This is a genomic window from Amphritea sp. GJ51-11, from assembly GCF_055808735.1.
In genome coordinates this window covers 4,080,221-4,106,535 of sequence record NZ_CM147881.1, presented here as the reverse complement: position 1 = coordinate 4,106,535, position 26,315 = coordinate 4,080,221, and the positions used below count along the sequence as shown (strand labels likewise).

Below are 26,315 nucleotides of genomic sequence, written 5' to 3'. Positions count from 1 at the left end.
TTCGCCTGAGTTTTTGTCTTTACAGGTTAGGCTTAAGTTATTTAATCAGATAATCGTTTCAGTGCTGAAGATAAATTCATTGTGATTCAATAGGTTATATTTATAGTGTTTGTAAAGATAGGTAAAGCCCCACACCTGTAAATCTAGTTCAGGATCGGTTCAGTCCTATGACACGACAATGGAAGCCAGACTCCAGTCATAGAGAAGGAGAGTAATCATGAAAAAGATAATTGCATGCAGCCTGATGGCCCTTGGGCTTTTTGCCACCTCAGTGGAGGCCGACTCTCGTTATAAAGAGAACCGCCATCACCAGGATTATGCTCAGGTCATCAAGGTGAAGCCCATCGTGGTGCAATCTGAACGGCGCACTCCTCGGCGGGAATGCTGGGAAGAAGAGGTACGTTATGAAACCCCTCGGCATCAGCGAAAATCCTACACCGCACCGATACTTGGCGGTATTATCGGCGGAGCCATCGGTAATGGCTTAGGTCATGGGCAGGACAATAAAAAGGTGGGGGCTGTCGTCGGCGCGGTGCTCGGTGCATCGATTGGCAATGATATCTCTCATAACCAGCCACGCGGCAATAATGTGAGCTATCGTACGGAAACCCGGTGCAACGTGCAGCACGATGTGGAATATTATGAAACGGTCACCGGTTATAACGTGACATACCGCTATAATGGCCGCACCTATAATACTCGTATGGATCATCATCCGGGTAAGCGGATTCCTGTGCGGGTTAATGTAAGTCCAGTTTCTTAAGAAGCGATCAATCTACGTTGTAAATAATGGGTGATAATAATGTTCAGAGCGTTCTCATATACACTCTTAGCACTGCTGCTGACGATGACGGCAGGCGGTATTGCAACGGCAGGAGTGGCTGAGATAAAGCCTGAATTCAGCGTTGCCTCGATGATGCTGGCCGGCAATATTGTGTCGTTACAGCAAGCGGCAAAGATGGCAAAGCAGAATCACGGGGGCAAAGTGGTAAAGGCGGAAACACAAAACCGTAATGGCCGATTAGTGCATCATATCCGGTTGATTAATAGTGGCCGTGTTAAAACAGTGCTGATTGATGCAAATACTGGTCAGGAGATATCCCCATAGGGTGGCCTCACCCTCGGTGGACATGGAGTAAATGAATGAAAATACTGGTTATAGAAGATGATAGTGATCTGCGTCGGCAGTTGGTTACAGCGCTGCAGGACAGTGGGTACACCGTTGAAGAAGCCGAAGATGGAGAAGAGGGGCTCTATCTGGGGAGTGAGTTTCCTTATGATCTCGCTGTAGTGGATATCGGTTTGCCGAAAATGTCTGGGGTTGATGTTATTCGCCGTTGGCGTAAGGGCAGTATTAACTTCCCTGTCATTATTTTAACGGCTCGGGGTGACTGGCAAGATAAGGTCGAAGGTTTAGAGGCGGGAGCTGATGACTATCTCGTTAAGCCGTTTCATATCGAAGAGCTTATGGCGCGTTTGAATGCGCTGCTGCGTCGGGCGGCGGGGCATGCGAAACCGATGCTCGAGTTTGGCCCTTTAAAGCTCGATAGCAGTGGTCGTAATGTTTATCTCAATGAAGTTACGGTTAAGCTCACCAGCTATGAATATCGTACCCTCGAATATTTGATGCTGAATGCCGGAAAAGTGATCTCCAAGAGTGAGTTGACTGAGCATCTGTATCATCAGGATTTTGACCGGGACAGTAATGTTTTAGAGGTTTTTATTCGCCGTTTGCGACAGAAACTTGATCCACAGCAGTCTTTGCAACCGATTGCGACTGTGCGTGGGCTTGGCTATCGCTTCGATCTTCCCGCTGGAGCTGTTGACACCGTATGATGCCTAGAGCGCTTCGCGCCCGTCTAATGCTGGCCTCTTTGCTGTTACTTCCGGTGTTTTTTGGACTCACTGGTTTTGCTTTGCAGCAGGCGTTTCACCATAGCTTAGAGGCGGCGGAAGAGGAGCGACTAAAGCTACAGGTCTATTTGATTCTGGGGGCCGCCGAGTTGCGAGGGGATCGGATTATGATCCCTGACGATTTGCAGGAGCCGCGCTATAACCAAGTTGAGTCGGGGCTCTATGGTTTTCTGAATGACGGCAATGACATGCTGGTGTGGTATTCCGAATCGGCCAAGCTCATCACCGACGCGTTGCTTGAGAAGCTTGATGCCGAAGGCTTGAGTACTGGTGAGTCACGCTTCTATCGATTGCCCGAGCACAATATGTTTGTCTATCAGTTTGCATTGTTATGGGAGATCGCCGGGCGCGAACATAACTATGTATTCACCGTGCTGGAATCCGATAGCGCCGTCAAAACGGAACAACATGCCTTCAATACCCGCTTATGGGGCTGGCTCAGTGCTGCGATTTTCCTTTTTTTACTGGTGGAAACGGCACTTATTCGTTGGGGGCTTAAGCCTTTAACTCGCTTGGCTGGGGATCTTAAGCGCATTGAGCTTGGGCAGAGTGATAAGCTCACCGGCGAATATCCCAGCGAAGTACAGGCGGTTACCGATAACCTTAACCTGTTGATTGTTAATGAGCGGCTGCAACGAGAACGCTATCGCAATACTTTAGGTGATTTGGCCCACAGTCTTAAAACGCCATTAGCGGTTATCCGGGGCGCTAGTCAAGAGAAGCTGAGCTTTGATGACTATCAGGCCTTAGTGACTGAACAAGCCGACCGGATGGATCAAATTGTTCAATATCAACTTTCCCGAGCGGTTAAGAGCCAGGGACGAACCTTGGCGCAAAAAACGCCGGTCGCGCCCTTGATTGAGCGCATGACGGCGGCTTTGAATAAGGTCTATCGTGATAAGCAGATCGAGATAACACTTCAGCTCGAGGGCGATTACCAGCTACCGGCGGATGAGCGTGACCTGATGGAGTTGCTGGGCAATATTCTCGAGAACGCCTTTAAGTATGGGCATCATCAAGTGGCTGTTAGCTTCAGTAACGGCGGCGGGATGCTGCAGATCGATATTGCCGATGATGGCGAGGGAGTCTCCCCGGAACTGCGCCAAACGATTCTTAAGCGGGGCGAGCGGGCGGATACCTCCGCACCGGGACAAGGGATTGGTTTATCGGTGGCGGTGGATATTCTCAGTAGCTACGACGGCGAGCTGGCAATAGGTGAATCAATATTAGGTGGCGCGTTGTTTTCGATCAGAATGCCATTAAATTAGCGTTTCGCCCCTGAATAGCCGCTTTGGATGATGATTAAAGCGGCTTAGAGAACGCTTTAGAGTTGCGCTGAAAGTTATACATCTCTTGTTTGCGGTTGGGCAGGCTGCTGATCTCGGTTGGCTCAAAGCCGCGTTCGATAAACCAGTGGGCGGTCCGGGTTGTTAAGACAAACAAGCGGTTAAGCTGTTGTGCCCGAGCAGCCGCTTCGATCGCGTGTAGTAGGGATTCTCCGCGTTCACCACCCCGATACTCCGGCGATATCGCAACGCAGGCCAGTTCTCCTATCTGTTCCTCATGAAATGGATAGAGGGCGGCGCAGCCGACAATGGCGCCATCGAGGGCGACCACGGTAAATTGATTGATCTCTGCTTCCAGTAATTCCCGAGAGCGACGAACCAGAATGCCGGCTTCCTCCATGGGGCGGATAAGTTCCAAAATACCGCCCACATCTTCAATGGTGGCAGGCCTTACTTGTTCGTAAGACTGCTCGATCACCATGGTGCCGATACCGTTACGGCTGAACAGTTCTGATACTAATGCGCCGTCTTCACGATAACTAATTAAGTGGCTGCGGGCGACACCGTGGCGGGAGGCTTTAACCGCCGCCTGAAGGTGACGACAAAGTTCTGAGGGGACTTGATCCGGAGCGCTATGTTTAGTCATATACTGGCTTACCAGCCGTTCTGCCGTATCGGCCAGTAGCTCTGATCGCAGGACTTCAGTGCTGTCACGTACCCCACCATTTTCGCCGAACAGGATTAGCTTATCAGCATCAAGGCTGATGGCTACTTGAGTCGCTACATCTTCAACGGCTAGATTGAAAATCTCCCCGGTGGGTGAATAGCCGAGATGTGACAACAGCACGATATTATTCATGCTGAGTTGCTGGCGGATCGCTTCTTGATCAATCCGTCGCACTTCGCCGGTATGGCAAAGGTCAACACCGTTATAGACCCCAAATGGGCGCGCGGTGACGAAATTGCCGCTACAAACACGAATCTTTGCACCATGCATCGGCGAATTAGCAAGGCCCATGGAGAGCTTGGCTTCTATTTCGGTACGCAGGCTGGCGGCTGATTCGATGACATAACGTAAGGTCTCAGTATCGGTGACGCGCAGGTGGTGATGAACTCGGTCGACTATGTTTTGCTCTTCTAGGCGCGCCCCGATTTGAGGTCGTGAACCATGGATCAAAACTAGCTTGACCCCGAGGCTGTTGAGCAGAGCGATATCGTGAATGATGTTGGCAAAATTAGGATCGGCGAGCGCTTCTCCTCCTAACATCAGAACGAAAGTTTTCCCCCGGTGAGCGTTGATATAGGGGGAGCTGTGACGGAACCAGTTTACGTATTGGTTGCTATCATTATTCACGATTAAAAACAGTACCTTGCAATCAGTTGTTCTAATACCGCTACTGTAGGCTTAATCTGATCAAAAGCCAAATATTCATCCGGCTGGTGGGCTTGATCGATTGAACCGGGCCCCATCACAATGGTATCCATGCCTAAATCCTGCATAAACGGCGCTTCCGTGCCGAAAGCCACTGCCTCAGCCTGATAGCCAGTTAACTTTTCAGCGCTACGAACCAGCTCCGAATGTTTATCGTTGCTAAACGGGCGCACTTCGGGGAACAAAGGATAGGTCGAAATAGAGACGCCAAACTGGTTTTCCAGCGGTTGTAAGCGTTGACTAATGGCTTCTCGTAACAGATCGGAAGACATGCCGGGTAATGGGCGCAGATCAAATTCGAGTTCGCAGGCACCGCAGATACGATTGGGGTTATCACCGCCATGAATGCAGCCGAGATTGAGGGTCGGTACCGATACTTTGAAATCGCTGTTTTGATAATCTCGCTGGAGTTCCTGCCGAAAGCTGATTAATTGGCCCAGCACCGAATGCATCGCTTCGAGTGCACTGGCGCCCAATGCCGGATCGGATGAGTGACCGGCGGTGCCTTTTATTTTAACCTGCTCCATCATAATGCCTTTATGCATATAGATCGGTCGTAAGCTGGTGGGTTCGCCAATCACGGCATAGCGTGCTTTAGGACGGCCAGCTTCGGCTAGCGCTCGTGCGCCATTCATGGAGCTTTCTTCATCGGCGGTCGCCAAGATGATGAGAGGGTGTTGCAGTGTTTGATCAACGAATTTGCGTGCGGCTTCAATAGCGATGGGAAAGAACCCTTTCATGTCACAGGTACCGAGGCCGTAGAAACGATTGTTTTTTTCAGTCAGTTTAAAGGGATCGCTGCTCCATCGTTCCGCATTAAATGGCACGGTATCGGTATGCCCTGCTAGCACTAAACCACCGGGGCCGCTGCCGAGGGTGGCGATAAGATTCGCTTTTTCGGGGTGTCCGGGGAGCGGCATAATTTCGGTGTGAAATCCTAAGCCTGACAACCATTGCTCGAGCTTTTCAATCACGGCCAAATTGCTCTGATCCCAATGTGCCGCCGTACAGCTCACAGAGGGGGTAGCGATCAGTTCGGTCAGCATGGTGAGCAACTCGGGCGTGGCAGGGCGCATGGCAATATCCGTTTATTATTAAGTTATGCGGTTATTGTGCAGCTTTTAAGGGCAATATAAAAGACGGTAATATCGGTGGACTTTTAAAAAGAAAACCCCGCAATTTGCGGGGTTTGTACGTTTGTCTAACTGGATGGTTTTAGGTAACCGAGGTTATCGAGCGGGTTTGCTGCAACCAGATTGTCCCTCATCGACAGACACGAATTAGATCCGTGTTAGCCAGCCATGCTTATCTTCAGCTTTGCCCCACTGGATGTCGTTCAGGGCTTGGCGCAATTTAACCGTTGTCGCACCAATGCCGCCGTCACCCACGGGATAGTCTTTGCCATTATGAATCAGTGTACCAACAGGCGTCAGTACGGCGGCGGTGCCGGACAGTGCTGCTTCACAACCGGGCTTAGCGGCCCGCTCAAGCAATTCATCGATGGTGAGTTGGCGTTCTTGAACGTCCATGCCGAGATCCCGAGCAAGAGTCAAGATTGAATCACGAGTTACGCCGTGCAAAAAGCTTTCGTCCAGTGCTTTGGTAATGACCTGATTGCCATCAATTAACAGGAAGTTGGCGGCACCGGTTTCCTGTACATCACCATTGGGGCAGAACAGCACCTGATCCGCATTGAACTCTTGTTTGGCTTTCATGATGGGACGCAGAGCACTGGCGTAGTTGCCGCCACTCTTGATCATACCCATATGGGCCGCGCAACGAGCGCCATTTTCTTCCAGCAACAGGCGTAGGGTGGTATCGCCCCCTGCAAAGTAATCGCCAACCGGGGACAATAAAATATATTGGCACGAGGTCACGGATGGGGAGGCTGCTTTACCAATAGCCGGCTCGGTACCGAAGTGAGTCGGACGGATATACATCGAACCTGGAGGCTCGGGCACTTCGTCTTTATAGCGGCTTACGATATCGATGATCATCTGTTCCGTTGCCGCTTTGTCGATTGCCGGCAGTGCCAGTAGCTCACTGCTTTGTGTGAATCGCGCGATATTACGGTCCATACGGAAGATATTGATCGATCCGTCTGCATGACGGAATGCTTTAAGGCCCTCAAAGCAGGTGCTGGAATAGTGCAGTACATGAGCCCCAGGGTGCAGTTGTAGGCTTTCGCTACTGACGATCTCTGATTTGCTCCAGCTATTGCCGTCAAACCAGGAGATTGCCATTTCCGGTACAAACACAGTTCCAAAAGCTGCCATTGGTTACCTCGAACATATAAAAATTGATGGGTCTGAGTAGATTGATCTGTTGCACGCAGCGTGATTCAGAGAATTTTCAGGCTAACGATTGTAATCAGCAAACGCGAAAAAGGGAATCGGCTACCCAATAATAAAATCAGTGAAAGGGCAGAAAAGTTACTCTATGTTGATATAAATGAGGCGATTCTGCTGTCTGCGGGTGCTAAGTGAAAGCAGCCGATGGGTGACGTGTTAACGAGAAATGCTATACTGCGCCTTTATAAAATATCCTCTTTGGCCGACAGGGATCCCTTGAAAGTTCTGATTGTGAAAACCTCATCCATGGGGGATGTTATCCACACGCTGCCCGCATTGACCGATGCCGTCAAGGCGATTCCGGGAATCCGTTTTGATTGGGTGGTGGAAGAAGCCTTTGCGGAAATTCCGAGCTGGCATGCGGCGGTCGATCGCGTTATTCCGGTGGCTATTCGCCGTTGGCGTAAAAATCTTTGGCAAACCTTTACCAGCGGTGAGTGGCAACGCTATCGTCAGTCGCTATCGGCGATAAACTACGATTTGGTGATTGATGCGCAAGGGTTGTTAAAAAGTGCGGTGTTGGTGACTCGCTATAGTCGAGGTGTGAGCTGTGGTTATGATAAAGCTTCGGTGAGAGAGTTGCTGGCCGCCCATTTTTATCAGCGTCGCTATCATGTTGATAAACAGCAGCATGCGGTGGAGCGCACTCGGCAGTTATTTGCGCAAGCATTGGGTTATGAACTTGAAGGTCGTGGTGATTTTGCGATTCGTCAGCACTTTATGGCTGATCAGCATGACGGGACGAATTATCTGGTGTTTTTACATAGCACTACCCGTTTTGATAAGCACTGGCCAGAAGCGTATTGGTTGGAACTGATCGCTAAAGCGACTGCGGCTGGTTGGATTGTTAAGTTACCTTGGGGTAATGCTAACGAGAAGGCGCGGGCAGAAAGGCTGGCCCAAGGTCAAAGTGGCGTTGAGGTGTTAGATAAACTTAATCTTGCTCAGGTGACTCAGGTATTAGCCGGCGCGGCGGCCTGTGTTTCTGTAGATACGGGCTTATCCCACATGGCCGCGGCTCTTGATCGCCCCAATGTGATCCTATTTGGTCCTACCGATCCTGGGCTTGTTGGCGGCTATGGTAAAGATCAAATTTGCCTCGAAGCGTCCCAGCAACAGTCGAGCGGTCGAATGGTTGAGCCCGCTGTGTTTGCCGACCTTACGCCAGATATTGTGTGGCAGACGCTGACCTCACAATGTTTTTACTCTGAGGATTAGTCTGTGCCCTGCTCTGTGTATTTCGTCTCTACTCTGTTGCACCTGTTTACCGCGACCGCCATTGCCGGCGAGCGTAAAAATGAAACAGCGGTCTTGGTGTTTATTGATCAGCCCGAAGGAGCAACGCCGCAAATTGTGACGCTAGTTCAACAATGGAAACTATCCCCTTTTGCTGAACAACACCTGTTTTTTGGCCGTCTAAAAGGAGGACTGAGTAAGCTTAAAAAGCGACGGCGTCTTTTTCATAATCTTAAAGCGTTGATTGAACGTTTAGCGCCGGATCATCTTTTTGTTGGTAATGATCGTCGCATCGAGTTTCAGTACGCCATGCATATTGCTAGCTCACAGGGTAAAACGGTGACCGGGCATTATATGGATGAGGGTACTTTTACCTATGTTGGTCGAGAAGCCTCTAGTGGCGTGGGTGATGTTATAGTCGATAACCTACTGAAAAAAATGTTTTATGGTCTGTGGTGGCGGAATCCCGTTACGGTAGGGGCTTCCGGTTGGATAAACGAGATCCATGTGGCTTTTCCCGAGCTAATAGATAGCCGTCTTTACGCCAAAGAAAAGCATTGTCTTTCCGCCGCGAGCTTTCAAGCGGATGCGCTGCAGCAGTTATCACAGATGATGTTACAGGTGAACGGTGTTACTAAAGAACAGATTTACGGGCTGGATGTGCTAATCACGCTTCCTCATGAATCGTTGTTTGAAAAAAACACCGGTTACAGAGACAAGATTTTAGCGCTTATTGATGGTCTAGAAGGTAGCATTGCCGTTAAGTATCACCCTCGTAATAGTGGTGAAGATGCGCTTAATTTGCAGCCCTTGGGCATACAGTTGTTACCGTCATCAATTAGTTATGAAGCGATTCTGCCTTTATTAAGTAGTGACGTTACGGTGGTGGGTGATGTTTCCTCAACCCTGTTGTTAACTCGGTGGTTGAGGCCGGAGATTAAGACTGTCTCCTATCGTAATGGCACCGAGAACAAGAAGTTTGAACAGTTGTTCCATGATCTTAATATTGAAGTGCTTTAATCCGTGAGGCTGGCACTCTTTATACGGCATGAAGGTTATAGTGAGCTTGTTAGAAATTATGAGAGCATAATATGATTGTTATTGGTTTTTATACAACGGATCCCGTCTATAGCTCAGCTTATAAATTACTGGCTCGTTCATTGGATCGGCTAGGGCATAAGTACGATTTTCATAGTTTCCCACCAAGCGAGTGGAAAGCGATGACTGATTTGAAACCAAGAATCATATTGGAAAGTCTTAACAAGTATAAAGAGCCTGTTTTGTATATCGATGCTGATGCTTTTGTGCATGAAAACCTTGATGAGCACTTCAGTAGCATGGCGTGTGATATGGCGGTTAACTTTATCGATAAAAAAGAAGGGGGTGAAGAGCTTCTCTCCGGCACAATTTATTTCGATTACAATGATAAAGTTATTGAATTTATTGAATTGTGGATTAGCTTGATTGAGCGTAATCCTGAACTTATCGATCAGCAAAACTTACAGAAAGCGGTTGAGGATTATGATCACGGTTTAAAAATTCATCGTATGTCTTCTGCATATACCTATATATTTGACCGGCAGTACGATGAGGTAGATAAACCTATTATTGAACACCTTCAGGCGAGTCGAGAAATATATTGCCGCAATGAAATGGGTGGTTTTAAAAACAAACTTAAGAAATTTTTCGGTCTAAAAGTTAGTAAAGAAGAGTTGCTGAAACGACGCCATGTACGCTTAGCTGAACTTGAAAAAATAATTGCCGAACAATAACCAAAGCTGCTTAAACTAATAAGTCAGAGAACTGATAGGCTATTCTGATAATACTTATTGTTCTTCCATCGGCCTTGCTGCATAGAAGTTATATGATGATAAAGAAAATACTCGTGGTAAAAATGTCCTCTTTGGGAGATCTGCTGCATACGATGCCTGCGGTGAGTGATGCTTTAGAGAATGTCGATGGTTTGCAGATTGATTGGCTTTGTGAAGAACCTTTTGTTGATATTGCCCGGTTGCACCCTGGCGTGAGGGTTGTCCCTCATGGCCGATTGCGTTGGAAGAAACGTCGCTTGGCTTTTGCAACTCTGAAAGAGCAGTGGTTGTTTTATAAGTCATTGAGACAGCAGCGTTATGATCTTGTGATCGATGCTCAGGGGCGAATTAAGTCTGCACGAGTAGCTTGGTTATCCGGTGCTCCGGTTTACGGGCCCGATAAAAATAGTGCCACCGATTCAGAAACAAGAATGTTTTATAAGCAGGGGGTGGCAACTCAATCGGTTGATAATGCGGTTGATAAAGTCCGTCTGCTTTTTGCTAAGTCTTTAGGTTATGAGCTCTCTGGCCCCGCTCAATTCGGCATTGATGCTGAGAAGCTCGCTCCATGCCCTGAGCAATGGCAGGGGCAGTATATTTTCTTACATGGCACTACCTGGCAATCAAAGCATTGGCCAGAGAGCGAATGGATTCGTCTTCTTGAGCTTGCAAGAGATAAGCGTCAGGGGGTGTTGTTACCCTGGGCGAACGAAGAAGAAAAAAGTCGTGCCGAGAGAGTTGTTCGTCAGGCTCGCTGGGGTGAAGTATTGCCCAAAATGCCGCTATGGGAACTATGCGGTATTATTGCAAGAAGTCGCGGGGCTGTTGGTGTTGATACTGGCTTAATGCATGTCGCAGCGGCAATGGAGGTTCCAACCGTGTCGATCTTTGGAAGTACCAGCGTTGCTCTGACCGGTGCACAGGGGAAAAACGTGACAAATTTACAAGCTAAGTTTGAGTGCTCTCCTTGTAGAGAGAAAGTTTGTCCTCGTCCTGAAAATGGTGTTCCCCCTTGTTACGGCAGTTTACCGGGTGATGTTATTTGGCAGGCATTGCAGACGTTAATTAGCAGTAGTGGCCGCTAATTTCATTAACTAAAAATAGTGTAGAAAGGTCGTCAGATATAGGTTAGGTCGAATGTGACAAAGTGTCTAATTATCGATGGTTTTTCTGAGAATTTGTATGGTTTTTTTGATGGAGTTGGTATGGTTATTGTTCGTTTGATTGGAGGTCTTGGTAACCAACTCTTTCAGTATGCGTATGCGTTGTCTTTAGTTAAGAAGGGCTACGATGTAAAGTTGGATACATCAGCATTTGATACCTATACATTGCATGGTGGCTACAGTCTTAACCATTATAATAAGCTGGTTGATAATGCCTCTTCGGAAGAGGTGACAGCAATGACTCATATCGGCTTTGGTAAAAAAGTTGATGCGACAGTTGCAAGGCAAGAAGAGCCGGCCTGTTACCAAGGAAGCAAACTCCGCATTTGATGAGAAAATGCTATCTCCTGAGGATAATCATTATTTGGTTGGTTATTTTCAGAGTGAGAGATACTTTCAAAAAATAAGAGGTGAGTTATTAGAGTCTCTGGTGTTACAGGAATCTCTTTCAGATTACACAAAACAAACACTTGATAGTATAAATAAATCTGAAGTTAGTGTGTCTGTTCATATTCGTCGAGGTGATTATGTTACTAACGCTGAAGCACTTAAAACCCATGGTGTATGTTCTTTAGATTATTATCAACAGGCGGTAGCGTTAGTTAATGCTAAGTTTGATAATGTCTCATATTATATTTTTTCTGATGATATTGATTGGGTTAAAAACAATCTTATTATTGATAATGCTTTCTATATTGACTCAGAAGAAGAACGTTTTTCCGGTGAAGATGTGTTTTTGATGAGTCAGTGCGATCATAATGTGATAGCGAATAGCTCTTTTAGTTGGTGGGGCGCTTGGCTCAACACGCATGTAGATAAACTCATCGTGGCACCCAAAAATTGGTATGCCGATGAACAGAAACAGTATTTAAGTAAAATGATGATTCCTCGTGACTGGGTTCAGGTTTAGGTAATGAATATGGTAAGTTCTCCTCTAGTGTCAGTGATAATTCCTGTCTATAACGGCGCCGCGTATATTGCTGAAGCGGTAGAGTCTATACTGAGTCAGACGTATGAAAATATAGAAATCATTATCATTAATGATGGCTCTACTGATAATAGTCTCGATATTGTTAAGGGTTTCTGTTCGGATAAGATTAAAATTATTGTCAATGAATGTAATATCGGTCTTGCTGCTACAAGAAATAGAGGATTAAAAGCGGCTGAGGGGAAATATATTGCCTTGATGGATGGTGACGATGTGAGCTTTCCTAATCGGTTATCCGCACAGGTTAACCTCTTAGAAAAGCATCCTGATGTTGGCTTGGTTAGCTCTCATTTCATCACCTTTGAAGAGGATCTGAAGACGGGCAAGCAGAGCGTTAAAAAGGTTCCTCTCGACTCCGATTACATCGCTGCCCGGTTGCCATTTCAAAGTGTTATCTGCTGCCCTTCAGCGATGATGCGTACCGCTGTTTTGAATGACCATAACCTACTCTTCAATGAAACACTCAAAGTGAGTGAGGACTGGGATCTTTGGTATCGAATGAGCCAAGTCGCTAAAGTCTCAAATGTGGATGAAATTCTGCTTTATTATCGCAAGCATGGGAACAACCTTTCTAAAAAGCGTGAAGAGATGTATAGACATAAAATTATGCTTATTCAGATGAGCTTTCTTGATAATGGTTTTGATATAAAAGATCTTTTTGATGTCGGCTATCGCTTTAAAGGGCTTGCTGAATTTAAAATTTTTATATCTATTGTTAGTCAGTTGCTCGAGAAAAATAGCACTACGGGCAAGTTTGTTGAGGAGCATTTTATCTCCTCATGTGCCTATGTCTTATATGAACTGTATAAGCTGAATTTAGGTAAGCTAGGCTACGTTGCTTATGATGAGTTACGATCATCATCTTTATTTAGCCATATGGATATTGTACTTAAATATCGAGTTAAAAATTATATCTTGGGTAAATGGGCTAGATTGAACGATTAAGTTTAGTGTTAAATACCAAAAGTGTGTGTTAATAAAGCCCATGTTAAGAATGCATAGGGCTTATTGGCTGATGCGGTTATCTATTTTGATCTTTTGTAAATATTATCACCACGAACCGGCGCTGTTTTAAAACGCTTATGAACCCACATATATTGTGATGGGGCTTTTCGTATGCCTGCTTCAATGGCTTCGTTAATTAAAGCGGCATCAACTTCTTCAGAGCCCGACGGGAATCCTGCAACCTCGCTACATTCGAGAATATAACCTGAGTTGTCTGGTTTTCGCCAGCAGTCGAGTTTAATCAAGGGTGATCCATTCAAGCTATGCATCTTTGTCGTCGCCAGCGTTGTGGCGGCAGGTTGACCAAAAAAGGGTGCAAAAGTAGCGTTTCTTCGTCCTAAGTCTTGATCGGGTGCATACCAGATACAGTGATTATTGCGCATGGCCCGCAGCATTTGCCGGGTTTTCTTCCGCTCAACCGGGAAGCTGAAGCGTTGTCGGCCTCGGGTGAAGAACCACTCGAGCATGGGGTTATCATGCTTTCTGTAAAGGGTACTGCAGGGGGTTCCATGCAGCGAGAAAAGCAGCCCCGCAAGGTCAAGGCAGGAGAAATGCCAGCCCATCAATATGACGCCGTTACCTTTCGCCAGTTGTTGATCTAATAGTTCAAAGTTACGAAATTCTGTTCGTTGGCGAAAAAAATCCACATCTTTCCAATAGGCCCAACCGGTTTCAATAAGTCCTATGCCATTGTTTTCAAAAACCTCGATAACTCGTTGATTCTGTTGTTCTGGCGAGAGTTCTGGAAAACAGAGGCGTATATTGACTTCGGTGATGTGTCTGCGGGTCTTCATAAGACGGTATAACAAACGACCAATTTTTTCCCCAACCCGAGTCCCCAAGGGAATGGCAGCGCAGAAAAAAACGTAAAAGGCCGATACTAACCCAAATAAGCCAGTACTTAGGCGCTAGAAAATCAGACCAGGACGGCGTGTTTTTACTTGAATTCAAGAGTGCTCCTAAAGTGATCTTGTCTCAATGCTGAACAATGATAGGCTCTTAAGCTCTTAGCAGAGCACATAGTTGCTGGCACTTATTGGCGAGCCTTCGTTTTAGTGTTCTTTTGTACGGTCGGAGTTCTATATCGACCTGTGGGCTAGACGGTGAGTTTGCTGAACGCTCTATCTCTTTGACAATATTTGCTGCTGGGTTGTATTTATTAAGTACTAAATTTCGAGCTTCAATTATCGCGGGCAGTCTTTTTTCCCATTCATTGCTTTCGATTGCTTTTTGAATGATGTCTAAGGCTTCTTCAGGTTTGTTGATATCGATAAGTATGTAAGATTCAGCAGGGAAGTAACTATCAATATTTGTGCAACCGTAATAAATGGGCAAAGTATAAGCAAGAAAGCAATCGGCTAGTTTTTCAGTCCAGTAATCATCTTGAGATTCGTTTTCTACGGCTAAAGAGTATCGATGGCCTACTAATGCATCCCATTTGTCCTCGATATATTGAATACCGGAACCAAAAAGTGAGAGTTCTAAGTTTGATGCCCTGATGAAATCAAGAAACTCAAGTCTGCGCTTATGTCCTGGATAACTGCTTTTCGTGCTGGTTATCCATGAGATATCATTGGCTTTTTCAGGTATTTCCATTGAGCTGAGTTCATCGTAGGTTTTATCCACATGCCAGGTTAGCATTGGATAGGACCTGACATATTTTGCTGCATCGTTGGTCAAGTAATGCGTGTAGACGCGGCTGTACTGCTCTTGGTTATCAATCATCCAATCATGGCTATGGAAAACGAAAGGCTCTTGAGTAACCTGCCAGACATTTTCTTTCGCACAATGAATATAGCGGCTTTTTTTACCCACTCGGTTAAATACTATCGCATAGTCACAGGGGCCATCTTCTTCACATATGAAGGTGTGTTCGTTCCAGTTCCCGGTGTTTGTTGTAGACGAACGCTGGTAGCTAGGAAGGTGCTTTAGTAAGTTTAAGTTACCTTCGTTTTGAAATATGCGAATCGTTGCCATGAGATACTCTGATCATTTAACGTTGGGTTCGGTAACCTTAGCTCATCTTAGCTGGGCGTTATGCTTTGATGAACCATAATATTCTTCAGCCTCTATCGATTGATATCTTTATGGCGGCGCTAGCCACACCTACAAAGACATCTTTATATCCCAAATGTATCCAGATACTGTAAAATCAGGCAATTATAATGTTCGTGCTCAAGGAACACTAGCATCTAGTCAGATCAGCTTTACTGGTTGTGAGGCTTGATGGTGTTTGTTTCGGGGGTGATAGTGAATCAATAAGAGCTTTCTTATTTGTGAAAAAAGATAACAGCGTACAGGTTTATCTACGCCTGCTGCAGTATGTCAAAAAGTATTGGGCGCCCTTTCTGGTCAGTGTGGTCGGTTTCGCTATTTATGCCGGCTCACAGACAGCTTCGGCTAAGTGGCTTGAGGCGTTTGTTGACACCGTTGGCTCGGGACAGTTAGACAACCGCGGCGTGCTGGCGTTGGCGGTGTTAGGGATCTTCTTTATTCGGGGCTTAGGCACCTTCTTAGGCAACTATGGCCTGTCCTATGTTGCCCGGTTTGTAGTGCATGATTTACGCACCGATCTGTTCAAACATCTATTACTTCTACCTAGCAGTTACTTCCATCAGCACTCCAGTGGTGAATTACTGGCTAAACTGACCTACAACGTTGAGCAGGTGACAGGGGCGGCAACCAATGCGCTTAAAGTGGCGATCCGTGAAGGTTTTACGGTACTTGGCTTGTTTGGCTATATGCTTTACCTCAATTGGAAATTAACCCTATTGTTCTTGGTGATCGGGCCTGTGGTGGGAGTGGTGGTGGGTTTTGCTGCCCGCCGTATGCGTGGTATTAGCGGACATGTACAGAAAAGCGTGGGGGATATTACCTCGTCGGCTTCAGAAGCGATCAAAGGCTATCAGGTTGTACGGATCTTTGGTGCGACGGACCTAGAAATTGATCGCTTTACGAAAGTCAGTCAGCAGAATCGTCGCCAAGTGATGAAAATGGTGGTGACTCAGTCAGTCACTACGCCGGTAGTGCAAATGATGGTGGCGGGTGTCATTGCGCTAATGACCTTTTTAGCGATGGACCCTGAGTTGATCAAAGAGATGTCCACTGGGCAGTTTATTGCCTTTATCTCAGCGGCGGCATTGATGGCAAAACCGGTGCGCTCATTAACCGAGATCAGCAGTATGGTGCAGCAGGGGCTCGCGGCCTCTGAAAGTGTCTTTGAGGTTGTCGATACTCCGCCGGAAAAAGATACTGGGTTACATGATCCTGATAGCGTTAAGGGTGCGCTGGAAATAAGAGATCTAGGGTTTAGTTACGAGGCCGATGGCCAGAAAGTACTCGATAATATTAATCTGAATATTCAACCGGGTGAAACCATTGCCTTGGTAGGCAAGTCCGGCAGTGGCAAGTCGACTCTGGCCGGGTTATTGCCGCGCTTTTATGATGTTACTGAGGGGGAAATCCTCCTCGATGGGCAAAATATACAAGAGTATAAATTGACCAGTTTACGGCGTCAGATCGCGCTAGTGAATCAGCAGGTGATTTTGTTTAATGGCACCATCGCCGAAAATATTGCCTACGGCAGCATGGCTGGCTGCTCCCGAGATATGATTGAAGCGGCAGCAGAGGCCGCCCACGTGGCGGAGTTTGTGCAACAGCTGCCGGATGGCTTGGACACCATGGTCGGTGAGAATGGCGTGTTATTGTCCGGTGGACAACGACAGCGAATTGCGATCGCCCGTGCGATTCTTAAAGATGCACCGATTTTAATTCTCGATGAGGCTACTTCAGCGCTGGATACCGAATCTGAGCGTCATATTCAGGATGCCTTGGAAAATGTGATGCAGGGGCGTACCACCTTGGTGATCGCTCACCGCTTGTCGACCATTGAGAATGCTGACCGTATTTTGGTGATGGAAGCGGGCCGGATTGTCGAGCAAGGTTCGCATGCCGAGTTATTGCTGCAACAAGGCATCTATGCCAATTTGCACCGGTTACAGTTTTCTGAAGCCGCTGTAGTCACCGACACAGAGATAGAACAATCTTCCGATCAGGAGCCCGCACAATGAAATTGGTAATGCCTCGATTAAATACAGCACAGGTGTTGGTGGTGGGCGATCTGATGCTGGACCGCTATTGGCACGGACCGACATCGCGCATCTCTCCGGAAGCGCCAGTGCCGGTGGTAAAAGTCGATCAACGGGAGGATCGTCCAGGCGGCGCGGCCAACGTGGCATTGAATATCACCGCCCTCGGTGGTGGTGTGTCATTAGTAGGTATTGTGGGAGAGGATGAAGCCGGGCAGGCATTACAGCAGCAGCTAGAGTCGGCGCGGGTGAATTGCCAGTTCTGTCATAGCCAGCAAGAGCCTACGATCACTAAATTGCGGGTGCTGAGTCGCCATCAACAATTGATTCGGCTGGATTTTGAAGAGCGCTTTAGTGCCGATCATGGAGCGTTAGTACAGCAGCAGGTCGAAGCGTTGTTAGGGAACGTCGGCGTGTTAGTATTATCCGATTACGATAAGGGCACACTCAGTGATTCTCAAAGCCTGATCCATGCTGCCCGCAAGGTCGGTGTGCCGGTGCTAGTCGATCCTAAGGGAACCGATTTTGAGCGCTACCGTGGGGCGACATTGTTGACGCCGAATATGGGTGAGTTCGAAGCGGTGGTTGGAGTCTGTCAATCGGAACAGGAATTGGTCGAAAAGGCTCAGTTGTTGGTGCAACAGCTTGGGCTCGAGGCCATACTGGTGACGCGCAGTGAGAAGGGTATGACCCTGATTAAACCGGGCCAGAATGAAATCCATTTTCCTGCCCATGCCCGTGAGGTCTTTGATGTTACCGGTGCAGGCGATACGGTGATCTCTACGTTGGCCACCGCGCTGGCGGCCGGTGAAAGCCTTGAGATAGCAACCGGTTTGGCCAATATTGCCGCGGCTATTGTGGTGGGTAAGTTGGGAACGGCGGCGATCAGTGGGCCGGAACTACGGCGGGCCGTGAATCAGGCGCAGGGCTCCGAACGGGGTGTTGTGACCGACGAACAACTCTTAATTGCGTTGGCTGATGCCCGAGCGGCCGGTGAAAAGATCGTTTTCACCAATGGTTGTTTTGATATCTTACATGCTGGGCATGTCGGCTATCTTGAGCAGGCAAGGGCTCAGGGAGATCGGCTGGTATTAGCGATTAACGATGATGAGTCGGTGCGACGACTGAAAGGGGAAGGTCGTCCGATTAATCCCGTCGAGCGCCGTAAAGCGGTGCTAGCGGGGCTTGAAGCGGTCGATTGGGTGGTCAGCTTTGCTGAGGATACCCCCGAGCGTTTACTGGAGCAGGTCCGTCCAGAAATTCTGGTGAAGGGCGGCGACTATGGTCTTGATGGCGTGGTCGGTGGCGAGTTTGTGCGCAGCTATGGCGGCGAGGTGAAAGTATTGTCCTTCCTCGATAACTGTTCCACCACGGCGATCGTTGAGAAGATTCAAGGCCACTAAACCAACACTGTGCCCTGTCTTGTTTGCTTAAACTAAACGGTGTGGCGGGCTAGGCAGTCAGCCACGGCGCTGACATTAGCCCGCAGATGATCTGGGTTTATAGTGCCGATAATGGCACTGCTTACGCCGGGGTGTCCTAGCACTAAATCAAAGCTGGCGCGCACCGGATCTGTTGTTAGCCCCTGAGTGATATGTCCTGAGGCCAGCGCTTTTTTGATAAAAATCCCTTTTTGTTGTGCTAAGGCATAGTCGATAACCGGCAGCTCTTCTTGCTGATTTAAGTTGTAAGTGATCATCGCGATATCCGACTGTTTTAGGGTTTCAATCCCTCCCTCTACCGTCTTGGTCGACATTCCCCCCGCCCGAATTTTGCCCTCAGCTTTGAGTTGTTCAAGCTGTTGCAGCACGCCGTCCTGCTGAATAAGTTTTAGATCGTTGCCGTCAGAATGCACTAACAGGATATCGATCACATCGGTGTTGAGTCGTTGTAGGCTTCGCTCGACGCTGAAACGGATATGTTCTGGGCTAAAGTCAAAGTGTGACTGGCCTGTATGCGGGTCAAACTCCTCCCCCACCTTGCTGCAGATGAGCCAATCATGACGCTGATTTTTTAATAGTTTACCCAGCCGTATCTCGCTATTGCCGTAAGCCGGGGCAGTATCCAGCAGGTTGATGCCAAGCGCTTTGCTGATATCCAGTAGATAACGTGCGGCAGTGTCATCGGGAATAGTAAACTGATCTGGATATTTAACGCCTTTATCACGCCCGAGTTTGACCGTGCCAAGTCCAATGGGGCTGACCTGTAAGTCGGTGCCGGCAATCTGTTTAAGGCTTAGCAAAATAGCGTCTCCCAGACCGGCTGTGCGATAGCGGGACGAGGCAGTTGCTCAAGTATGGCGGTATTGGCGCAGTACTGAGGGGTAATCTGCTGCTGGTTCAGCATGGCAAGAATCTGATCGGCAAGATCGGGGGCCAGAGCCAGTTTAGTAGGCCAACTGACAATGCAGTTTTCTCTCGCTTGGGCAAAGGCAGAATCGGGGCGGGTGAGGGATGATTGCTTGGGTTCTGCTCGGTTAATATGGAAACTAGCCCAGCGAGGGTTTTTCAATTTTATCCAAGGGAGTAGTTCTGCGATTAACTTCTCGGCTTTTTGAATCTGTTGTGCCGCTGGCAGGTTAACCCCGGTTTCCGCGATATCGCCCCCGAGATACCATACCTGTTCACCATTGTTTGTCGGGTGTGTGGTGATAGTGACCACTGGCTTACTACCGCTGCTGATACAGTGGGCAAAGGTGGGCAGCGGGCTTTCATGACGTACCATCACCATGTGTAACGGTCGGCGCTGCATCTGCGGTTGGTCTATCTGTAACTGCTGCAGGAGCGCCTCGGTGCCTTCTCCGGCGGTGGTGATATAGCGTTGGGCTTCGATACGTAACTGTGGCAGTTGGAGCGCTTGGATACCGCAATCTGTCGAGTCAAACTGAATATCCTCAGCCGTGACTTTGATAATACGTTGCAACAGTGGTTTTGCCAGCGCGTCGATGACCGATGGCACATCCAGCACAATCTCATTCAGCTTATAGAGGTTGCCGCGAAACTTAGGGTCCTTGAAAACCAGCGGGCGTTCATCGGCGCTGATGGTTTCCACCCGACCTTTTAGGGCCTTGCTGGCAAAGAAAGTAGTCATTTTTGAGCCTAAGGAGGCTTTAGACCACATATAATGCGCTTCAGAGAGAATCTTGGCGGCACTTAGATCCAGCTCTCCTTGTCCGTCAATACAGGCGCGCCAACGGGAGGGCATATCGGCAATACTGCTGGAGGCTTGAGTCAGCACGCCATTGAGCGCATATTTTGTACCGCCATGAATAATACCTTGGGAACGAACCGACTGAGCGCCGCCGAGGTCGCCGGTTTCCAGCAATAGCGCGTCAAATCCCTGTTGCTGAGCGCGGTTGAGTAGCCACAGGCCAGCGATACCGCCCCCCAGAATGACTAGATCTGTCTTTATCGTTTGCATGAAATATTCCGCCGGTTAACAGCGGTCATTATACCTTCGGTATCACAGGCTGATAATGGTAAACTGATGTTTTATGTCTGGAATTCGTTTATCTCCATGGCCCGATTGTTATATTCGCTATTATTTTACTGCCTGACACCGCTTATCTTGTTGAAGCTTTGGCAGCGTGGACGTCAGAGTCCGGCTTATCGTCGTCGCTGGAGGGAGCGATTTGGCTTTGTGCCCCGTTGCATCGGCGAACGGCCGATCTGGGTCCATGCGGTGTCCTTTGGCGAAACCATGGCGATTATTCCGCTAGTTGAAAGGCTACTGGCGGAGAATCCACAGATACCGGTCTTTATCACCAGTATGACGCCCACCGGTAGTGAGTGTGTCACGACTCATTTTGGCGATCGGGTCGGCCATGCATATTGTCCCTATGATCTGCCTGATGCGCTAAGTCGCTTTCATCGTCGTGTCCAACCCCGCAGTTGTGTGATTGTCGAAACCGAACTCTGGCCCAATCTTATCCACAGTTGTGCAACACGAGCGGTGCCGGTGTTGGTGACTAATGCGCGCTTATCGGCGCGCTCGGCGGCGGGTTATCAGCGCTTTAAATGGCTGACCAAACCCATGCTGCAAGAGATCAGCGTGATTGCGGTGCAAAATCAGACCGATAGTGCGCGTTTTATGGCGCTGGGTGTTGCCGATAAAGCATTGCAGGTGACCGGCAGTATTAAGTTTGATATCGCTGTGCCGGAGCATATGGATGAGGCGGAAACACTACGGGCTGCTTGGGGAGCTGATCGACCGGTGATCATTGGCGCTAGCACCCATGAGGATGAAGAGGCTCAGTTGCTCGAGGTTTTTACTAACCTACAGTCCCGTTATCATAATCTGTTATTAATTTTGGTGCCCCGTCATCCCGAGCGTTTTACGACGATCTATGATCAGAGTGTTAAAGCGGGTTTTCGCACCTATCGGCGCAGTGTGTCGGCGCCTAGTGTTGATTGCGAGGTCTATTTGGGCGATACCATGGGCGAGTTAATGATGCTCTATAGTGCCGCGGATATCGTATTTGTCGGTGGTAGTTTGATCGAGCGAGGCGGCCATAATCCACTGGAACCTGCCGTGTTAGCTAAGCCGGTGCTGATGGGGCCGCACGTGTATAATTTCCAGCATATCGTTGCGACTATGGAGCAAGAGTTAGCGCTACAGGTAGTTAACGACGCGCAAGGGTTGCAACAGGTGTTGGCCGAACTGCTGGATCACCCGGAACATGCCCGGGCGATGGGGGTGCGAGGGCGCAACTATATTGATGCTAATCGCGGGGCGCTGGATCAGCAATTGGCCTTGCTTAAGCAACAAGCGGGGATTCAGTGAGCGGCCACGTTTAAATCATTAGTTTGCTTTCTGCTAGGCTTGGTTTAAGCAGCTTTCGTTTAAGTAACTCTCGTTTAGCTATGTTGCGCTAATATCGTGTCAACAAGCTCAGCCTAATCGGTACTGAGTAGTCTATCCATCTCTTCACAGAGCCAGTGGCCAACAAAGATATGGGCTTCCTGAATTCTTGCCGTTTCGCTGCTAGGCGCCTTAATCAGATGATCCGCGATGGCGTTTAATTGGCCACCACTCTCGCCGGTCCAAGCCCAGCAAGTGGCACCGATTTTTTGTGCCGCTTCGATAGCGTTGATCACATTCGCGCTATTGCCTGAGGTGGACAGGCCAATAACCAGATCCTTTGGCTGACAGAGGGCTTCGATCTGCCGAGTAAACACCGAATCGAAACTGTAGTCATTTGAATGGGCGGTCAGTATTGAGCTATCCACCGTTAGTGCGATAGCGGGCAGCGCGCGCCGTTCCGCTTTATAGCGCACCACAAATTCGGCCGCTAGATGCTGACTGTCGGCGGCACTACCGCCGTTACCCATAAACAGTAGTTTACCGCCGGCGGTGAAGGTTGCCGCGACTTGGTCGGCTAGGGTTTGCATATCGGCTTGGATTTCCGGCATGCGGTTAAACGTTTGCATATGACGTTGCAGCGCGCTTTCAAATGACATGATTTAGATCCTTACAGGTCAAAGCTGAATTGTTCGCCAGCTTGTTCTGAGAAAATAGTGGTTAGCACATCATTCAGCAGTGCGCCGTCACTGTCGCGGGCCCAAGTTTCACCATTGAAGTCGAAGTGAAAACCACCGCTGCGAGCCGCTAGCCAGAGCTGTTTAACCGGTGTTTGGCGGGTGAAAATGACTTGGGTTTTGTTTTCACAGACAACCGTGAGCACGCCGCCGTTATTCATAAAATCGATATCGGTTTCCGCCGTATCTAAAACCTCTTCAATCTGTTCGAGGGTGTCATCAACTTTCTGGCTAAATTCAGATTCGTTCACAGTGTTGTACTCTTAGGCGAAATTTATCATTAGGACAGAGTATATAGCAGTTCGTTCAGGTACTCATCAAGGCAACAGCGCTGTATAATCGGACGATTAACTTAAGATCAGGAATAAACACCGTGAAAGCCTGTTGGATTGCCATTTTTTTCAGTGCTTTGTTAATCAGTGGTTGCGGCCAGAAAGGTAAGCTTTATCTGCCCGATCAAGCGCCAACACAGGCGCAGCAGTAACGGCTATTACGTTACTTCAGTCACAGTCCCATCATCGGGGTGTTATGACTGCGGTTATAACGCTGTTAAAACAGGCTCAGCACTGCTGAGCAGTAACCCTATTTAATGCAGATAGTAGACAATGGATAATTTTCAATACCTGAACGGCCATCTATGTGCCGAAGAAGTCCTGGTAAGCCGCATTGCCGAACAGTATGGGACACCCACTTACATCTATTCTCGGGATGCGCTGGAACGTGCCTATTTGGATTATGCACAAGCGCTGGAAGGGCGCGATGCATTGGTCTGCTATGCGGTTAAGGCGAACGCGAATATTGGCGTACTCAATGTGCTGGCCCGCCTAGGTGCCGGCTTTGATATTGTTTCGCTCGGTGAATTGGAGCGGGTCATTAAGGCCGGTGGCGACCCTAAAAAAGTTGTTTTTTCGGGTGTCGCGAAACGTGAAGATGAGATGCGTCGTGCATTAGAACTGGGTATCCACTGCTTTAACGTCGAATCCGAAGCGGAGCTGGATCGACTGAATAAAGTCGCTAGCGAGCTGGATAAAGTCGCTGCGATCTCGTTACGGGTTAATCCCGATGTGGATGCCGGTACGCACCCGTATATCTCCACAGGCCTGAAGGATAATAAATTTGGTGTGGCCATTGATGATGCCGCACGAATCTATACCTATGCCTATAGCCTGAGCCATCTTGATGTGCAGGGTGTTGATTGCCATATCGGCTCACAGCTAACTGAAATTGCGCCGTTTCTCGACGCCTTAGACCGTTTACTGCTGTTGATTGATAACCTTGCCGAGCAAGGCATTACCATTAAACACCTCGATTTGGGTGGCGGCTTGGGTGTTTGCTACACCGATGAAGTGCCACCAACCCCTCAGGCTTATATTGCGGCGGTGATTGATAAGCTGGGTGACCGTCCACTGAAGTTGATTTTTGAGCCGGGTCGCTCAATTGCGGCCAATGCAGGTATTCTGATCACCCGAGTCGAGTTTTTGAAATGCACTGAGCACAAAAACTTTGCCATTATTGATGGGGCGATGAATGATTTGATCCGTCCAGCGCTTTATAGTGCTTATATGGACATTATTCCGGTGGATGTGCGTGAGGAAGGCGAGGCCCGTCGTTTTGATCTGGTTGGACCGGTCTGCGAATCGGGGGATTTTCTGGGTAAAGATCGCGCCTTAAATATTGAAGCCGGTGATCTGCTGGCGGTTTGTTCCGCCGGTGCGTATGGTTTTGGTATGAGCTCAAACTACAACACCCGTAACCGGGCCGCCGAAGTGATGGTCGACGATAATCAGATTCACCTAATTCGTAAGCGAGAGACCATTGTTGATCAGCTTCGCGGTGAAGCGGTTTTACCGGGCTAATTCTCAGGTCTTAACCGGTTAACGGATAAGATCAGCTGAGCAGCCCGACAGATGAGGCAAAGCACTGTCCGAACAGTGCGCCTGACGAGATGAATATGCTAGTTAGATTTACAAAAATGCATGGCCTGGGCAATGACTTTCTGGTGCTCGATACGGTGACCCAGAAAGTGAAGGTGAACTCAGCGATCGTGAGCCGTTTGGCCGACCGTAATTTTGGCGTGGGTTTTGATCAGCTCTTGCTGGTCGAGCCGCCTACCAATCCGGATATGGATTTCCGTTACCGCATCTTCAATGCCGATGGCAGTGAAGTTGAACATTGTGGCAACGGTGCCCGCTGTTTTGCTAAGTTTGTCCGGGATAAGCGCCTGACAGCTAAAGCAACCGTGGCGGTGGAAACTCAGAAAGGGCCGATCTATCTCACCATCACCGATGATAAGCAGGTGGTTGTGGATATGGGCGTGCCAGTGCTTGAGCCACAGGCTATTCCGTTTAACGCGGACCAGCGGGCGGTAACTTATCCCATCGACGTTGACGGCCAAACTGTGCAGGTAAGCGCGGTATCCATGGGCAACCCGCACGGCGTGCTGGTGGTCGATGCGGTGGATAAAGCGCCGGTTGAATCCTGGGGGCCGGTACTGGAGTCAGATCCACACTTTCCTGCAAAAGCGAATATCGGTTTTATGGAAGTAATTAGCGGTGCCGAGATCCGTCTACGGGTTTATGAACGAGGTGCGGGTGAAACCAAAGCCTGCGGTACGGGAGCCTGTGCGGCGGTTGTTGCAGGCCGTTTGCGTGGCTTGTTAGATGATAAAGTGACCGTCCACCTACCCGGTGGCACACTTCAGATTGAGTGGGCCGGTGAAGGTGAACCGCTATTGATGACCGGCCCGGCAACAACGGTATATGAAGGACAGATTTTCATATGAGCGACTCTAACTCTGTCGAGCCTAAGCTCGATCAAGCGACCGATGTTAATGCTTCGGCAATCACTGCCGAGCAGGTGGCGGACTATTTAAAGCAACACCCTGATTTTTTTAGTGGTAATGAATACCTACTCGAAAAACTCTATGTGCCCCATCAGCGGGGTTCGACGGTGTCATTGGTTGAACGTCAGACCAGCCTGTTGCGGGAGAAAAATCGGGAGTTACACGATTATCTCGGCGATATGCTCGGCGTTGCCCGGGAAAACGATATTCAATTCAGTAAAACCAAAAAGATGATTTTGACGCTGATGGATGCGGAAACCCTCGATGATGTCGCGGTGGCGATCGATGAAAGCCTCTGTCAGGATTTCAATAGTGATACCACGGCATTGGTGCTGTTCAGCGAGCAACGGGAAGAGCAGAACAACCTGCGCCTACTACCGCGCGCTGACGCAGCGGCGATCGATGCTCTATTAGATCAATCACAGACCCGCTGTGGCAATCTGACCGAACTGCAAAACCAGTTTCTGTTTCGTGATCAGGCGTTCCGAGTGAAATCGGCGGCAGCGGTACCTCTGGTGAAAGGCGAAACGCTGGGAATCTTAGCGATCGGCAGTTACGATGCCAGCTATTTCCAGAGTAATCAGGGTACTCTGTTTCTGGATTATATTGGCCAAGCGCTAAATCGTGTCGTCTCGCCGCTGTTGCAAGGACGAAAGGCCTGA

The 26,315-nt window shown here is 48.6% G+C and carries 27 protein-coding genes; 18 read left to right on the top strand and 9 right to left on the bottom strand.

Features of this window, described 5'->3' with window-relative positions:
- Positions 1-217: 217 nt before the first annotated feature.
- From AC0L4K_RS18585 to AC0L4K_RS18570, 4 genes are read left to right on the top strand one after another with little or no spacing between them, the layout of a single operon-like run.
- Complete coding sequence (locus AC0L4K_RS18585; protein WP_417226700.1) at positions 218-763, top strand: glycine zipper 2TM domain-containing protein; 546 nt, start codon at positions 218-220, stop codon at positions 761-763.
- A gap of 39 nt (positions 764-802) precedes the next feature.
- The gene (locus tag AC0L4K_RS18580) at positions 803-1,108 is read left to right on the top strand and encodes a PepSY domain-containing protein (protein WP_473267508.1); all 306 of its coding nucleotides are present in this window, start codon (positions 803-805) and stop codon (positions 1,106-1,108) included.
- 35 nt (positions 1,109-1,143) lie between these two features.
- Complete coding sequence (locus AC0L4K_RS18575) at positions 1,144-1,836, top strand: response regulator transcription factor (protein WP_473267507.1); 693 nt, start codon at positions 1,144-1,146, stop codon at positions 1,834-1,836.
- Positions 1,833-3,182 carry an ATP-binding protein gene (locus tag AC0L4K_RS18570; protein ID WP_417226706.1) on the top strand — a complete coding sequence of 450 codons (1,350 nt, stop codon included), beginning with the start codon at positions 1,833-1,835 and terminating at the stop codon, positions 3,180-3,182. The genes AC0L4K_RS18575 and AC0L4K_RS18570 overlap by 4 nt, the downstream gene beginning before the upstream one ends.
- 34 nt (positions 3,183-3,216) lie before the next feature.
- Here AC0L4K_RS18570 and argA read toward each other — a convergent pair whose 3' ends face one another.
- The 3 genes from argA to AC0L4K_RS18555 form a co-directional block, all read right to left on the bottom strand.
- Complete coding sequence (gene argA / locus AC0L4K_RS18565; RefSeq protein ID WP_417226708.1) at positions 3,217-4,554, bottom strand: amino-acid N-acetyltransferase; 1,338 nt, start codon at positions 4,552-4,554, stop codon at positions 3,217-3,219.
- A 2-nt stretch (positions 4,555-4,556) separates the two neighbouring features.
- The gene (gene argE / locus AC0L4K_RS18560; protein WP_473267506.1) at positions 4,557-5,708 is read right to left on the bottom strand and encodes an acetylornithine deacetylase; all 1,152 of its coding nucleotides are present in this window, start codon (positions 5,706-5,708) and stop codon (positions 4,557-4,559) included.
- Positions 5,709-5,912: 204 nt separating this feature from the next.
- Entirely contained in the window at positions 5,913-6,908 is a 996-nt protein-coding gene (locus AC0L4K_RS18555; RefSeq protein ID WP_417226712.1) for a branched-chain amino acid aminotransferase, read from the bottom strand.
- Positions 6,909-7,199: 291 nt separating this feature from the next.
- Here AC0L4K_RS18555 and rfaC point away from each other — a divergent pair, with 291 nt between their 5' ends.
- The 7 genes from rfaC (at position 7,200) to AC0L4K_RS18520 (ending at position 13,126) form a co-directional block, all read left to right on the top strand.
- The gene (gene rfaC / locus AC0L4K_RS18550; protein WP_473267505.1) at positions 7,200-8,201 is read left to right on the top strand and encodes a lipopolysaccharide heptosyltransferase RfaC; all 1,002 of its coding nucleotides are present in this window, start codon (positions 7,200-7,202) and stop codon (positions 8,199-8,201) included.
- 3 nt (positions 8,202-8,204) lie between these two features.
- A complete protein-coding gene (locus AC0L4K_RS18545; RefSeq protein WP_473267504.1) occupies positions 8,205-9,239 on the top strand; it encodes a polysialyltransferase family glycosyltransferase in 1,035 nt (344 codons plus the stop codon).
- A 71-nt stretch (positions 9,240-9,310) separates the two neighbouring features.
- Entirely contained in the window at positions 9,311-9,991 is a 681-nt protein-coding gene (locus AC0L4K_RS18540) for a putative nucleotide-diphospho-sugar transferase (RefSeq protein ID WP_473267503.1), read from the top strand.
- A gap of 92 nt (positions 9,992-10,083) precedes the next feature.
- A complete protein-coding gene (gene waaC, locus AC0L4K_RS18535) occupies positions 10,084-11,115 on the top strand; it encodes a lipopolysaccharide heptosyltransferase I (RefSeq protein WP_417226720.1) in 1,032 nt (343 codons plus the stop codon).
- 54 nt (positions 11,116-11,169) lie between these two features.
- Positions 11,170-11,523 carry a hypothetical protein gene (locus tag AC0L4K_RS18530; protein ID WP_473267502.1) on the top strand — a complete coding sequence of 118 codons (354 nt, stop codon included), beginning with the start codon at positions 11,170-11,172 and terminating at the stop codon, positions 11,521-11,523.
- Complete coding sequence (locus AC0L4K_RS18525) at positions 11,462-12,103, top strand: alpha-1,2-fucosyltransferase (protein ID WP_473267501.1); 642 nt, start codon at positions 11,462-11,464, stop codon at positions 12,101-12,103. Before AC0L4K_RS18530 ends, AC0L4K_RS18525 begins: the two co-directional genes overlap by 62 nt.
- A gap of 3 nt (positions 12,104-12,106) precedes the next feature.
- On the top strand, positions 12,107-13,126 hold the full coding sequence (locus AC0L4K_RS18520) for a glycosyltransferase family 2 protein (protein WP_473267500.1): 1,020 nt from the start codon (positions 12,107-12,109) through the stop codon (positions 13,124-13,126).
- An 80-nt stretch (positions 13,127-13,206) separates the two neighbouring features.
- Here the strand turns inward: AC0L4K_RS18520 and AC0L4K_RS18515 are convergent, their stop codons facing one another.
- Entirely contained in the window at positions 13,207-13,980 is a 774-nt protein-coding gene (locus AC0L4K_RS18515) for a lysophospholipid acyltransferase family protein (RefSeq protein WP_473267499.1), read from the bottom strand.
- Between the two features lie 205 nt (positions 13,981-14,185).
- Positions 14,186-15,163 (bottom strand): glycosyltransferase family 10 domain-containing protein, encoded by a 978-nt coding sequence (locus AC0L4K_RS18510; RefSeq protein ID WP_417226728.1) that lies wholly within the window; start codon positions 15,161-15,163, stop codon positions 14,186-14,188.
- 299 nt (positions 15,164-15,462) lie between these two features.
- Between AC0L4K_RS18510 and msbA the strand changes: the two genes are divergently transcribed.
- Together msbA and hldE are read left to right on the top strand one after the other, a co-directional pair.
- Complete coding sequence (gene msbA / locus AC0L4K_RS18505) at positions 15,463-17,256, top strand: lipid A export permease/ATP-binding protein MsbA (RefSeq protein ID WP_473267498.1); 1,794 nt, start codon at positions 15,463-15,465, stop codon at positions 17,254-17,256.
- The gene (gene hldE, locus AC0L4K_RS18500) at positions 17,253-18,677 is read left to right on the top strand and encodes a bifunctional D-glycero-beta-D-manno-heptose-7-phosphate kinase/D-glycero-beta-D-manno-heptose 1-phosphate adenylyltransferase HldE (protein WP_473267497.1); all 1,425 of its coding nucleotides are present in this window, start codon (positions 17,253-17,255) and stop codon (positions 18,675-18,677) included. The genes msbA and hldE overlap by 4 nt, the downstream gene beginning before the upstream one ends.
- Before the next feature lie 32 nt (positions 18,678-18,709).
- On the opposite strand, the gene AC0L4K_RS18495 is transcribed toward hldE, so the two are convergent.
- Together AC0L4K_RS18495 and AC0L4K_RS18490 are read right to left on the bottom strand one after the other, a co-directional pair.
- The gene (locus tag AC0L4K_RS18495; RefSeq protein WP_473267496.1) at positions 18,710-19,516 is read right to left on the bottom strand and encodes an aldo/keto reductase; all 807 of its coding nucleotides are present in this window, start codon (positions 19,514-19,516) and stop codon (positions 18,710-18,712) included.
- Positions 19,510-20,694 carry an FAD-dependent oxidoreductase gene (locus tag AC0L4K_RS18490; RefSeq protein WP_473267495.1) on the bottom strand — a complete coding sequence of 395 codons (1,185 nt, stop codon included), beginning with the start codon at positions 20,692-20,694 and terminating at the stop codon, positions 19,510-19,512. The genes AC0L4K_RS18495 and AC0L4K_RS18490 overlap by 7 nt, the downstream gene beginning before the upstream one ends.
- A 66-nt stretch (positions 20,695-20,760) precedes the next feature.
- Between AC0L4K_RS18490 and waaA the strand changes: the two genes are divergently transcribed.
- Entirely contained in the window at positions 20,761-22,056 is a 1,296-nt protein-coding gene (gene waaA, locus AC0L4K_RS18485; protein ID WP_473267494.1) for a lipid IV(A) 3-deoxy-D-manno-octulosonic acid transferase, read from the top strand.
- 113 nt (positions 22,057-22,169) lie between these two features.
- Here waaA and AC0L4K_RS18480 read toward each other — a convergent pair whose 3' ends face one another.
- Both AC0L4K_RS18480 and cyaY read right to left on the bottom strand, forming a co-directional pair.
- Positions 22,170-22,733 (bottom strand): D-sedoheptulose-7-phosphate isomerase, encoded by a 564-nt coding sequence (locus tag AC0L4K_RS18480; protein WP_473267493.1) that lies wholly within the window; start codon positions 22,731-22,733, stop codon positions 22,170-22,172.
- 11 nt (positions 22,734-22,744) lie between these two features.
- A complete protein-coding gene (gene cyaY, locus AC0L4K_RS18475; RefSeq protein WP_417226742.1) occupies positions 22,745-23,062 on the bottom strand; it encodes an iron donor protein CyaY in 318 nt (105 codons plus the stop codon).
- A 122-nt stretch (positions 23,063-23,184) separates the two neighbouring features.
- Here cyaY and lptM point away from each other — a divergent pair, with 122 nt between their 5' ends.
- From lptM to AC0L4K_RS18455, 4 genes are all read left to right on the top strand, one after another.
- Positions 23,185-23,295 (top strand): LPS translocon maturation chaperone LptM, encoded by a 111-nt coding sequence (gene lptM, locus AC0L4K_RS18470; RefSeq protein WP_473267492.1) that lies wholly within the window; start codon positions 23,185-23,187, stop codon positions 23,293-23,295.
- Between the two features lie 121 nt (positions 23,296-23,416).
- Positions 23,417-24,667: a diaminopimelate decarboxylase gene (gene lysA, locus AC0L4K_RS18465; protein ID WP_473267491.1), complete on the top strand. Its 1,251-nt coding sequence runs from the start codon at positions 23,417-23,419 to the stop codon at positions 24,665-24,667.
- 95 nt (positions 24,668-24,762) lie between these two features.
- Entirely contained in the window at positions 24,763-25,593 is an 831-nt protein-coding gene (gene dapF, locus AC0L4K_RS18460) for a diaminopimelate epimerase (protein WP_417226748.1), read from the top strand.
- Positions 25,590-26,315: a DUF484 family protein gene (locus AC0L4K_RS18455; protein WP_473267490.1), complete on the top strand. Its 726-nt coding sequence runs from the start codon at positions 25,590-25,592 to the stop codon at positions 26,313-26,315. The genes dapF and AC0L4K_RS18455 overlap by 4 nt, the downstream gene beginning before the upstream one ends.

Excerpts from the sequence above, each read along its gene's own strand:
- AC0L4K_RS18480 (WP_473267493.1), bottom strand. The coding sequence starts at position 22,733 with ATGTCATTTGAAAGCGCGCTGCAACGTCATATGCAAACGTTTAACCGC.
- AC0L4K_RS18555 (WP_417226712.1), bottom strand. The coding sequence starts at position 6,908 with ATGGCAGCTTTTGGAACTGTGTTTGTACCGGAAATGGCAATCTCCTGG.
- AC0L4K_RS18570 (WP_417226706.1), top strand. The coding sequence starts at position 1,833 with ATGATGCCTAGAGCGCTTCGCGCCCGTCTAATGCTGGCCTCTTTGCTG.
- argE (WP_473267506.1), bottom strand. The coding sequence starts at position 5,708 with ATGCGCCCTGCCACGCCCGAGTTGCTCACCATGCTGACCGAACTGATC.
- AC0L4K_RS18540 (WP_473267503.1), top strand. The coding sequence starts at position 9,311 with ATGATTGTTATTGGTTTTTATACAACGGATCCCGTCTATAGCTCAGCT.
- AC0L4K_RS18575 (WP_473267507.1), top strand. The coding sequence starts at position 1,144 with ATGAAAATACTGGTTATAGAAGATGATAGTGATCTGCGTCGGCAGTTG.
- AC0L4K_RS18455 (WP_473267490.1), top strand. The coding sequence starts at position 25,590 with ATGAGCGACTCTAACTCTGTCGAGCCTAAGCTCGATCAAGCGACCGAT.
- AC0L4K_RS18490 (WP_473267495.1), bottom strand. The coding sequence starts at position 20,694 with ATGCAAACGATAAAGACAGATCTAGTCATTCTGGGGGGCGGTATCGCT.
- dapF (WP_417226748.1), top strand. The coding sequence starts at position 24,763 with ATGCTAGTTAGATTTACAAAAATGCATGGCCTGGGCAATGACTTTCTG.
- AC0L4K_RS18580 (WP_473267508.1), top strand. The coding sequence starts at position 803 with ATGTTCAGAGCGTTCTCATATACACTCTTAGCACTGCTGCTGACGATG.
- AC0L4K_RS18510 (WP_417226728.1), bottom strand. The coding sequence starts at position 15,163 with ATGGCAACGATTCGCATATTTCAAAACGAAGGTAACTTAAACTTACTA.
- AC0L4K_RS18515 (WP_473267499.1), bottom strand. The coding sequence starts at position 13,980 with ATGAAGACCCGCAGACACATCACCGAAGTCAATATACGCCTCTGTTTT.
- waaC (WP_417226720.1), top strand. The coding sequence starts at position 10,084 with ATGATGATAAAGAAAATACTCGTGGTAAAAATGTCCTCTTTGGGAGAT.
- waaA (WP_473267494.1), top strand. The coding sequence starts at position 20,761 with ATGTTTTATGTCTGGAATTCGTTTATCTCCATGGCCCGATTGTTATAT.
- AC0L4K_RS18520 (WP_473267500.1), top strand. The coding sequence starts at position 12,107 with ATGAATATGGTAAGTTCTCCTCTAGTGTCAGTGATAATTCCTGTCTAT.
- AC0L4K_RS18525 (WP_473267501.1), top strand. The coding sequence starts at position 11,462 with ATGCGACAGTTGCAAGGCAAGAAGAGCCGGCCTGTTACCAAGGAAGCA.
- lysA (WP_473267491.1), top strand. The coding sequence starts at position 23,417 with ATGGATAATTTTCAATACCTGAACGGCCATCTATGTGCCGAAGAAGTC.
- hldE (WP_473267497.1), top strand. The coding sequence starts at position 17,253 with ATGAAATTGGTAATGCCTCGATTAAATACAGCACAGGTGTTGGTGGTG.
- AC0L4K_RS18585 (WP_417226700.1), top strand. The coding sequence starts at position 218 with ATGAAAAAGATAATTGCATGCAGCCTGATGGCCCTTGGGCTTTTTGCC.